The organism is Promicromonospora sp. NPDC060271, assembly GCF_042726755.1.
Lineage (GTDB): Bacteria > Actinomycetota > Actinomycetes > Actinomycetales > Cellulomonadaceae > Promicromonospora.
On sequence record NZ_JBHXBG010000033.1, the window covers coordinates 26,509 to 36,385 of the forward strand.

Sequence of the window (9,877 nt, forward strand, 5' to 3'; positions counted from 1 at the left end):
TACCCTCGCACGTTGATGACCTCCACCGACGGCGAACAGCCGAACCGCCGCCTGATCATCGGCCGCCGCCAGCTCCTGCTCGTGGGCGGCCTGCTCGTGGCCGGGACCGGTATCGGCGTCACGTACCTGCGCCGGAGCGAACCCGACCCGACGAGCAGTCCGACACCACCCGCCGAGGCTACTGCGACCACCCCGTACGCGCGGCTACGGGCGCGCTGGTACACCCAGCTCACCGGTGGTGACGTCGATCTGTCGGTGCCGGAGATCGCCCAGGCCGTCGAAGGCGTCGACGCAGCCGCCCGGAAAGCCCTCGCCGACATGTCCCCCCGCGGTGACCGCACGGGCGTCTGGCCGGACCTCCCGCTCGACGGCACCGGCCGCACCCGCGCCGTGGCACTGCGCCACACGTCGGGCCGCCTCAGCTCCATGGCGCTCGCCTACGGGACGGCGGGCGGCGCGCTGTACCGGGACCCCGAGCTGCGGACCCGCATCGTCGACGGGCTCGACCTCCTGCACGAACGCTACGCGGGCTACGAGACCACGCTGGAGGAACCCTGGTTCGACAGGGAGATCAGCGTCCCGCTCGCGCTCACCTCGATCTGCCTGCTGCTGCGGGACGACCTGTCCACCGACCGGCTTGAGCGGTACCTGGCCCCCGTCGACTCGTTCACGCCGGAGCCCTCGAAGGAGGGGGCCAACCTGGTCTGGACCTCCCAGGTCGTCGCCGAGCGCGCGATGCTCCTCGACGACGGCGCCAAGCTCGACGCGGCCCGCGAGGGCCTGCAGCGCGCACTGCGCACCGTGACGTCGGGCGACGGCGTCTACCCCGACGGCTCGTTCGTCCAGCACCAGCACCACCCCTACACCGGCGGATACGGGATCGCGTTCCTCAGGAGCTCCGTACGGCTCGTGGAGCTGCTGCACGGCTCCCGCTGGCAGGTCGACGACGCCCACCTCGACTTCCTCCTGGACTTCGCCACCGGCGGCGTCGCGCCGTGGCTGCACAAGGGCGCCCTCCTCAGCCCCGTGCGCGGTCGCGAGATCTCACGCCGGCCGGCCACCGACCACAACGCCGGCCACATCGCGATGGCGGCGTTCCTCGCGCTGAGCGAGCTGGCCGGGCCGGGCCGACGGGACGAGCTGGCGGGCCTCACCCGCCTCGTCATCGAGCAGGACACGCTCACACCGTTCCCCGGCACGAACAACGTGCCAGCTGTCGCGGCGACCCATCGCCTGCTGAGCTCCGCGGTGCCCGCGGCGGCTCCCGAGGAGGGGACCAGGATCTTCGCGGGGATGGACCGCGTGGTGCACCGGCGCCCCGGGTTCACGTTCGCGATAGCCATGTCGTCCTCCCGGATCGCGACCTACGAGGCGATCAACGGCGAGAACCGGCACGGCTGGTGGACGGGCAGCGGCGCGACCTACCTGTACGACGACGACCTCGCCCAGTTCGACGACGGCTACTGGCCGACGGTGGACGCGACCCGCATCCCCGGCACGACGGTCCCCACGGGAGAGCCGGCGCCGGGGAGCGGGGCCGAGGCGCTCAGCGACGCCGCCCTCGCCGGCGGTGTCGCGCTCGGTTCGAACGGTCTCGCCACCATGGCGTTCCGCACCCCCGCCGACTCCCCTGCCGCCGTGACCGGGCGCAAGACCTGGTTCCTGCTCGGGGACGAGATAGTGGCGCTCGGCGCGGGGATCACCGGTCCCGGCGGCCGGCCCGTCGAGACCGTCGTCGAGAACCGCAGGCTCTCCGGCGGCGCGCAGGCGTTCGTCGTCGACGGGACCGACCTCGGGACGGCGCCGACGGAGCGGTCGTTCGACAACCCCGGGTGGGCGCACCTCACGGGCCCCGCCGGCGGGTCCGACATCGGCTACGTCCTGCTGTCGGACGCGCGGGTCCGCGCGTCGCGGGAGTCGCGGACCGGGCGCTGGTCCGACATCAACGAGAGCACGGCGTTCGACTTCGACGAGGAGATCCGGAACGACTACGTGACGCTCCGCATCGACCACGGGCACGGGCCGCAGGGCGGCCGGTACGCGTACGTCCTGCTGCCCGGGGCCTCCCGCGAGGCGGTCCGCGCCTACGCGGCGAGCCCGCCGGTCACGGTCCTCGCCAACACGCTCGGGCTGCAGGCCGTCCGCAGGGGAAACACCGTCGGAGCCAGCTTCGGGTCCACCGGCGAGCAGTCGGTCGCCGGCATCACCGCCCGCACCAGGGTGTCCGTCGTGGTCGTCCAGGACGGGAAGACCCTGTCGGTGGCCCTGAGCGACCCGAGCCAGACCCTGCAGGGCAGGGTAAGGGTCGGGCTCGACCACCGCGTCCTTCAGGTGGTCAGCGCCGACCCGCGGATCGAGGTACGGACCGAAGGTGCTGCCGCGACGCTGCTCGTCGACCTGTCCGACGCACGCGGGCAGACCTTCACCACGGTCCTCGAGACCGACTGACCGCAGGCGGCGGTCAGGCGCGCCTGGCCACCGTCATGCCCCGCGTGTCCACGAGCCGCTTGGTCGCCAGCGGTCCGGCCAGGGCACGGAAGACGGTGTGGTCCACGAGCAGCGCGTGGGCGTCGGCGCTCGCGAGCGCCTCCTCGGCGTCGACGAGCCGCACGTTGGGCAGGTCCGCCAGGGTGGCGGGCAGCTCGTCGATGTGCGGCTCGACGGCCAGCACCGTCATGTCCGGCGACGTCGTCGCCAGCTCACGCACGATCTCGGCGGCCGGCGACTCGCGCAGGTCGTCGATGTTCGGCTTGAACGCCAGCCCGTAGGCTGCGACGACCGGGGCCTCGATCCCGGCGACGGTGTCGAGCACCTTGTCCAGCACCCAGCGGGGCTTCGCGTCGTTGACCTCGCGGGCCGTCCGGATCAGCCGAGCCTCCTGCGGTGCGGCGTCGACGAGGAACCAGGGGTCGACGGCGATGCAGTGCCCGCCCACGCCGGGGCCGGGCTGCAGGATGTTCACCCGCGGGTGGTGGTTCGCGAGCCTGATGAGCTCCCAGACGTCGATGCCCAGCCGGTCCGCGACGAGGGACAGCTCGTTGGCGAAGGCGATGTTCACGTCGCGGAACGAGTTCTCGACGAGCTTGGCCGCCTCGGCGGTCGCCGCGTCGGTCAGCAGGATCTCGCCCTGGCAGAAGACCTGGTACAGGTCGCGCGAACGCTGTGCGGCCTCCGGCGTGATCCCGCCGACGATCCGGTCGTTCGTGACCAGCTCCACCATGATCTTCCCCGGGAGCACCCGCTCCGGGCAGTGCGCGACGTAGATGCGGGGCCGGCCGGCCGAGCCGTCGAGACTGAGGTCCGGGCGGACGGCGAGGATCCAGTCCGCCATGCGCTGCGTGGTACCCGGCGGCGAGGTGGACTCGAGGATCACCAGCTCACCGCCGCGCAGCGTGGGCGCCAGCGCCTCGGCGGCCGACCGGATGTAGGAGAGGTCGGGCTTGTGGTCGTCCATGAACGGCGTCGGCACGGCGACGATGTACGCGTCGGCGGGCTCCGGCGTCGGCACCGCACGCAGCTTGCCCGCCGACACCGCCTCCGCGACGTAGCCCGCCAGGTCCGGCTCCACGAACGGCACCTTCCCGCGGTTGACCGCGGTGACCGTCGCGGGGCTGACGTCCACGCCCGTGACCGATACGCCGTTCGCGGCCAGGATCGCCGCCGTCGGCAGCCCGATGTACCCGAGCCCGATCACGCTGACGCTACTGATCCCCATGTTTCCCGCCTCAGAAGAAGACGTGCGTCGCCGCACGCCCGTAGTGCCTGACCTCGCCGCTCGCGAGCAGCTCGGCATCTGTCACGTCCCAGGAGTGCCCGCCTACGGCGGACCGCACCTGCACGAAGTTGAACCGGTCGGCGGAGTAGATGACCCCGCCTGCCGTGGTGACGTCCTCGAGGAACGCCGTGTCCTCACCGCGGGCCAGCTCGCGGAAGCGCACGTCGGTGGCGACGGCGCGCGCGGCGACGATCGTCGGCCCCATCACGCGGTCGGTGTACCGGTGCTCACGGTCCGCGAACCGCATGATCGTCGCGTCCGGCCCTTCGAGGTACATGTAGTGCGCCTGCTTGCCGACCACGTCGGCGCCCGAGTAGGTCAGGGCGTAGAGCTGGTCGGACAGGTACTGCGGACCGTACAGGTCGTCGTCGTCGATCTTGGCCACGATGTCGCCCTCCGCGGCCTCCAGCAGCAGGTTCAGGCAGGCGCCCAGCAGCACGTCGGACGGCGCCGACAGCAGCTCCAGCGTCTCGACGCCGGCTTCCTTCGCCCGCGCCCGCAGGTCGGCGTCGTCCGCCTCGAAGCCGTGCGTCAGCAGGGCGACCTGGAGGTCGACACCCTGCTGGGCCCCGAGCGTGGCCAGGACATGGTCGAGCTGGTGCGGTCGGTTGGTCGAGACCAGGGCCGTCACGCCGGGCCGTGGCACTGCCTCGGACTCGGCAAGGCCGACGGAGTGCAGCACCCGCTGGGACCGCGCGGCATAGGTGTGGTCGCGCCAGATGCGGCGCTGCCCCTTGTGCACCGCCCGGTCGCGCAGCTCCGGAGAGCGCACCAGCGCGCGGATGGTGTGCGCGGCGTGCTCGCGGGTGGCCGCGACGAAGACCTCGTCGGCGGGGAAGTACTCCCCCACCGCCGCGCTCGGGGTGGAGACGACCGGTGTGCCGCTCGCGGTGATCTCGAAGATCCGGCGCGCGCACATCGACGGCGAGCCGACCACCGAGTTCACGTTGAGGAAGACCTTGTACTCGCGGTACGCGGTCAGCATGCGGTCGTAGTCCAGCGAGCCGACGACGCGACCGTCCAGCGGCGCGGGGAACTGGTACTTCTGGTCCTTGCCGCGGAACCGGCTGAAGATCTCCAGGCCGTGCTCCATCCGTGGCGACACGTCCAGCGCCGCGCCGAGCAGCAGGTCCATCTGCTCGCGCCGTTCGGGATACTTGTGCGCGAAGTACATGCCGGCGAACGCGACGTCGCGTTCCGGGCCCCTGCCGTGCAGCCGGACAGGGTTGTGGATCGCCGGCTGCGCGGCGAACTCCAGCACGCCGACCCGGTCGTGCCCCAGGGCCTCTACGTAGGCGGGTACCCGGTCGACGTCGGTCGTGTAGACGCGGTCGAACAGCCGCGCGGTGTCGAGGAAGTCCTCGAAGTGGACCGGGTCCTCCTTGTTCCAGAAGACCGTCGGCACGCCTGCGGCCCGGCAGGCCTCGACGAGAGAGACGAACGCCGGACGCGGGGCGGAGGTGCCGGTCAGGTGGTACTGCCAGGCGCCGTCGTTGCCGTTCCAGGCCGACTCGACGAACAGCAGGTCCAGCCCAGCGGCGAGCTCGTCACGCCAGGTCGCCGGCGTCAGCGCCACCTGGTTCCACTCGGGCGCGAACGCCAGCCGCGAGAAGTCGTCGAGGACGACGCCGACGCGCAGGTTCCGGCGGCCGGGGGCGGACGCCGTGCCGGACGCGGGGCGGGCGGGCCACGGGTCGAACGTCAGACCGTCCTTCGTCCGGCGTGCGCCACCGGTCTGCGCGGCCATCGGCACCCGCTGCCTGCGGAGATAGGTCCGAAGCTGGGCGGGCCCTCCGTGGCGGAGGTGCCACAGCGCCCGGCGAAGCCTGCCCACCATGCCCGGCGCGCGATCCTTCACGGCAAGAATGTCCCTGTCTGCTTGAGAGGCAGCTTGAATGTCTGCTTGAGAGCAACAAGCCAGAAAGAGCACCCTGCCAGGCGCTGGATGAAGGTGCCGGAAGTCCAGGATGCGCCATTGGTCGCCTCATGCTACAAGCGGAGTCCGCTCAGGTCGCCGATAGCGGGCGCGCGGCACCCAGGTTCACCCGGGCAACTCGTCGAGCGTCAGCGGACGCGCTCGATACCCCCGGCCTTCTCGTCGAGCGAGATCCGGTAGCCGAAGTAGGCGACGGCACCGTTGGCGCAGAGAAGCACCACGGCGGCGGCTATGAGTGCTGCGACGAATCCCCTGCCGCGGCGCGCGCGGCGCACGGGGTGTCGCACCGGGTCGGGAGGTTCGGGCCGGGCGAGGACACCCGTGCCGCCATCGGTTTCATGCATACCCATCTAACTACAGGCCCAGGGACTGCCTCCGCATCAATAGCGGCAGGAGATCACCCCCGGTTCACCCCGTGCCGACCCCGTCGACGGGCCGCCTGCCGACCCCTCGCCGACCCCGACGTGGCAAGATCCGCCCCATGCGCGGAATCATTCTCGCCGGCGGCTCAGGCACTCGCCTCCACCCGATCACCCAGGGCATCAGCAAGCAGCTCGTCCCGGTCTACGACAAGCCGATGATCTACTACCCGCTGTCCACCCTGATCCTGGCGGGGATCCGCGACATCCTGGTCATCACGACGCCGCACGACGCCGACCAGTTCCACCGGCTTCTCGGGGACGGCTCGCAGTTCGGCGTCTCGATCAGCTACACGACCCAGCCCTCGCCGGACGGGCTCGCACAGGCCTTCGTGCTCGGCGCGGAGTTCATCGGTGACGACTCGGTGGCGCTCGTGCTCGGCGACAACATCTTCTACGGCCCCGGCCTGGGCCACCAGCTCACGCGCTTCGCCGACATCGACGGCGGCGCCGTCTTCGCCTACCGCGTCGCGGACCCGACCGCGTACGGCGTCGTCGAGTTCGACGGCGACGGCAGGGCACTGTCCCTGGAGGAGAAGCCGGTGCGGCCCAAGTCCAGCTATGCGGTACCCGGCCTGTACTTCTACGACAACGACGTCGTCACGATTGCCAGGGCGCTGAAGCCGTCGGCTCGCGGCGAGTACGAGATCACCGACGTCAACGCCGAGTACCTGCGCCAGGGGCGGCTCCAGGTCGAGGTGCTCCCCCGTGGCACCGCCTGGCTCGACACCGGGACGTTCGACTCGCTGCTGGAGGCCGCCGACTACGTCCGCACCATCGAACGACGGCAGGGCCTGAAGATCGGCGCCCCGGAGGAGGTCGCCTGGCGCCGCGGCTTCCTGTCCGACGACGAGCTGCGCGCCCGCGCGGAGAAGCTCACCAAGTCCGGCTACGGGAGCTACCTGCTGGGCCTGCTGGACGAGTAGCCCGCCCCGCTAGAGGCCGGCGAGAACCGTGGGCGCCGCCGCCTTCCAGCGCTCGGCCCAGTCCCCGATCGGTTCGACGCCGACCTCGTGGAGCCGTTCGTGCCCGAGCACCGAGTACGCGGGGCGGGGCGCGGGGAGCTGGTAGGCAGCGCTCGTCGTCGTGTCGACGGGAGTGGCCAGCCCGGCTGCCGCCACCACCTCGCGCGCGAAACCGCACCAGGTCACCTGACCCGACGACGTGCCGTGATAGATCCCGCCCGGGACCCGGGCGGCCATCAGGCGCACGATCAGGTCCGCGACGTCGGCGGTCCAGGTGGGCTGCCCCGTCTGGTCGTCCACGACGCTCAGCCGGTCCCGCTCGCCGGCGGCACGCGCGATGGTCCGGGGGAAACAGCGTCCGCCGGCCCCGTACAGCCACGCGGTCCGGACCACGACCGCGTCGGCCGACTCCGCGCGGACCGCCCACTCGCCGGCGGCCTTGGTGCGCCCGTACGCGGAGCGCGGGGAGACCGGCGCGTCCTCCGGGTAGGGCTCGGTCCCGTCGCCGTCGAACACGTAGTCCGTCGAGACGTGGACCAGGCGGGTGCCTGCCGCCGTCGCTGCCCGGGCGAGGTGGGCGGCGGCCGTCGCGTTGACCGCGAACGCCTCGGCCTCGTGCGTCTCGGCGTCGTCCACGGCCGTCCAGGCGGCGCAGTTGACGACGACGTCGTAGCCCACTACCGCGGCCCGCGCCGCCGCGGCGTCGGTCACGTCCAGATCGTCCCGGCCGAACCCGGTCACCTGATGGCCTGCGCCCGCTGCCGCCTTCACGACGTCCTGGCCCAGCATTCCGGCGGCGCCCACGACCAGCCATCGCTGCGCCACGCCCTGCGTCCTGGTCACCTCGGGATCCTGAGCCACCCTAGGATCCTATGGCCACCACCGATCCCCGCGAGGAGCCCCATGAAGTACCGCGAGCTGACCGTGCCGGGCGCGTTCGAGATCACCCCGAAGCAGTTCGGCGATCCGCGTGGCGTCTTCCTCGAGGCGTTCAAGGCGGGCCCGTTCGCCGACGCCGTCGGGCACTCGTTCGACCTGCAGCAGGTCAACACCTCCGTGTCGGCCGCCGGTGTCCTCCGCGGGATCCACTTCGCTGACGTGCCGCCCGGCCAGGCCAAGTACGTCACGTGCGCCAAGGGCGCCGTGCTGGACGTCGTGGTGGACATCCGCGTCGGCTCACCCACCTTCGGCACCTGGGACACGGTCCTGCTGGACGACGTCGACCGAAAGGCGGTCTACCTGTCAGAGGGCCTTGGCCACGCCTTCATGTCCCTCGAGGACGGCTCCACCGTCGTGTACCTGTGCTCGACCGGCTACGCGCCGGGCCGCGAGCACGGCATCCACCCCCTCGACCCGGCCCTGGGCATCCAGTGGCCGACGACGGCTCGTGACGGCACCCCGATCACCCCGCAGCTCTCGGAAAAGGACGAGGCAGCCCCGACCCTCGCCGAGGCAAGAGCCCAGAACCTCCTCCCGACGACGGAAGCGGTGGACGCCTACCTCACCACCCTCCAGCGTCGTTGAGTGCTGGGTATTTGCCGTTTTCTGCGTGCCAGAAGGACAAATACCCAGCACTCAACGGGCTACTGGCCTGAGGCCGCGTATTTGGCCTCCGTCAGCGCCTTCGCGCCCCGCCACCACGGCTCGTTCGACCGGTACCAGGCGACCGTCGCCTCCAGCCCCTCGCGGAAGTCCGTGTACCGCGGCGACCAGCCCAGCTCGGTCCGCAGCCGGCTCGCGTCGATCGCGTACCGCAGGTCGTGCCCCGGCCGGTCGGTCACGTGGTCGAAGTCGTCGGCGTCGCGGCCGAAGATCTCCAGCAGCGTCCGCACGACGTCGAGGTTGCTGGTCTCACCGTCCGCACCGATCAGGTAGGTCTCGCCGACCTGGCCCTTCTCGATGATGGTCCACACGGCCGAGTTGTGGTCCTCGACGTGGATCCAGTCGCGCACGTTGAGGCCCGCGCCGTACAGGCGGGGGCGCACGCCGTCGATCAGGTTGGTGATCTGACGCGGGATGAACTTCTCGATGTGCTGGTACGGCCCGTAGTTGTTGGAGCAGTTCGAGATCGTGGCGCGCACCCCGAAGGACCGCACCCACGCCCGGACCAGCAGGTCGGAGCCCGCCTTGGTCGCCGAGTAGGGCGACGAGGGGTTGTAGGGCGTCTCCGGCGTGAACCGGTCGGGCGTGTCCAGCGGCAGGTCCCCGTACACCTCGTCGGTGGAGATGTGGTGGAACCGCACCGCATGCCTGCGCACCGACTCCAGCAGCGTGAACGTGCCAACGAGGTTGGTCTGCACGAACGGCGAGGGGTCGTCCAGCGAGTTGTCGTTGTGCGACTCCGCCGCGAAGTGCACGACCAGGTCCGACTCCCCCACGAGCCGGTCGACGAGCGGCGCGTCGGTGACCGATCCCTCGACCAGCTCGACCCGGCCGGCGACGCCGTCGAGCGAGGACCGGTCGCCCGCGTAGGTCAGGGCGTCGAGGACGGTGACCCGCACGTCCGGACGTTCCCGCACCGTCTGGTGCACGAAGTTGGCGCCGATGAAGCCGGCGCCGCCGGTGACCAGTACCCGCACGGCTCAGTCCCGTCCGTAGATGTCGCGGGTGTAGACCTTGTCGGCGACGTCGTCGAGGGCCTCGGTACGCCGGTTGGCGATGATGACATCGGCCCGGGACTTGAACACGTCCAGGTCACGCACGACCTCGGAGGCGTAGAACTCGGTCTCGTCCAGGGCGGGCTCGTACACGATGACCTCGATGCCCTTGGCCTTGATCCGCT

General features: G+C 71.2%; 8 protein-coding genes and 1 pseudogene. 3 read left to right on the forward strand and 6 right to left on the reverse strand.

Features of this window, described 5'->3' with window-relative positions; translation table 11 throughout:
• The first annotated feature begins 15 nt into the window (after positions 1-15).
• Positions 16-2,448, forward strand: coding sequence for a polysaccharide lyase 8 family protein (locus ACFWE2_RS07800; RefSeq protein ID WP_377223644.1), 2,433 nt, complete (start codon positions 16-18; stop codon positions 2,446-2,448).
• A gap of 13 nt (positions 2,449-2,461) precedes the next feature.
• Here ACFWE2_RS07800 and wecC read toward each other — a convergent pair whose 3' ends face one another.
• From wecC to ACFWE2_RS07815, 3 genes are all read right to left on the reverse strand, one after another.
• Positions 2,462-3,715: a UDP-N-acetyl-D-mannosamine dehydrogenase gene (gene wecC / locus ACFWE2_RS07805; RefSeq protein WP_377223645.1), complete on the reverse strand. Its 1,254-nt coding sequence runs from the start codon at positions 3,713-3,715 to the stop codon at positions 2,462-2,464.
• Positions 3,716-3,725: 10 nt separating this feature from the next.
• Positions 3,726-5,522, reverse strand: a complete 1,797-nt coding sequence (locus tag ACFWE2_RS07810) for a glycosyltransferase (RefSeq protein WP_377223653.1) — start codon at positions 5,520-5,522, stop codon at positions 3,726-3,728.
• 317 nt (positions 5,523-5,839) lie between these two features.
• Complete coding sequence (locus ACFWE2_RS07815) at positions 5,840-6,055, reverse strand: hypothetical protein (protein WP_377223646.1); 216 nt, start codon at positions 6,053-6,055, stop codon at positions 5,840-5,842.
• Between the two features lie 137 nt (positions 6,056-6,192).
• On the opposite strand from ACFWE2_RS07815, the gene rfbA reads away from it, so the two are divergent.
• Positions 6,193-7,056 carry a glucose-1-phosphate thymidylyltransferase RfbA gene (gene rfbA, locus ACFWE2_RS07820; protein ID WP_377223647.1) on the forward strand — a complete coding sequence of 288 codons (864 nt, stop codon included), beginning with the start codon at positions 6,193-6,195 and terminating at the stop codon, positions 7,054-7,056.
• A gap of 9 nt (positions 7,057-7,065) precedes the next feature.
• Here the strand turns inward: rfbA and rfbD are convergent, their stop codons facing one another.
• Positions 7,066-7,956: a dTDP-4-dehydrorhamnose reductase gene (gene rfbD, locus ACFWE2_RS07825; RefSeq protein ID WP_377223648.1), complete on the reverse strand. Its 891-nt coding sequence runs from the start codon at positions 7,954-7,956 to the stop codon at positions 7,066-7,068.
• Between the two features lie 42 nt (positions 7,957-7,998).
• Between rfbD and ACFWE2_RS07830 the strand changes: the two genes are divergently transcribed.
• Complete coding sequence (locus ACFWE2_RS07830) at positions 7,999-8,619, forward strand: dTDP-4-dehydrorhamnose 3,5-epimerase family protein (protein ID WP_377223649.1); 621 nt, start codon at positions 7,999-8,001, stop codon at positions 8,617-8,619.
• 59 nt (positions 8,620-8,678) lie between these two features.
• Here the strand turns inward: ACFWE2_RS07830 and rfbB are convergent, their stop codons facing one another.
• Positions 8,679-9,674: a dTDP-glucose 4,6-dehydratase gene (gene rfbB, locus ACFWE2_RS07835; protein ID WP_377223650.1), complete on the reverse strand. Its 996-nt coding sequence runs from the start codon at positions 9,672-9,674 to the stop codon at positions 8,679-8,681.
• Between the two features lie 3 nt (positions 9,675-9,677).
• A pseudogene (locus ACFWE2_RS07840) lies at positions 9,678-9,877 on the reverse strand (UDP-glucose 6-dehydrogenase); the annotation flags it as partial.

Bases quoted from the DNA above. Each gene is read 5' to 3' on its own strand.
- wecC (WP_377223645.1), bottom strand. From the start codon at position 3,715: ATGGGGATCAGTAGCGTCAGCGTGATCGGGCTCGGGTACATCGGGCTG.
- ACFWE2_RS07830 (WP_377223649.1), top strand. From the start codon at position 7,999: ATGAAGTACCGCGAGCTGACCGTGCCGGGCGCGTTCGAGATCACCCCG.
- ACFWE2_RS07810 (WP_377223653.1), bottom strand. From the start codon at position 5,522: ATGGCCGCGCAGACCGGTGGCGCACGCCGGACGAAGGACGGTCTGACG.
- ACFWE2_RS07815 (WP_377223646.1), bottom strand. From the start codon at position 6,055: ATGCATGAAACCGATGGCGGCACGGGTGTCCTCGCCCGGCCCGAACCT.
- ACFWE2_RS07800 (WP_377223644.1), top strand. From the start codon at position 16: ATGACCTCCACCGACGGCGAACAGCCGAACCGCCGCCTGATCATCGGC.
- rfbA (WP_377223647.1), top strand. From the start codon at position 6,193: ATGCGCGGAATCATTCTCGCCGGCGGCTCAGGCACTCGCCTCCACCCG.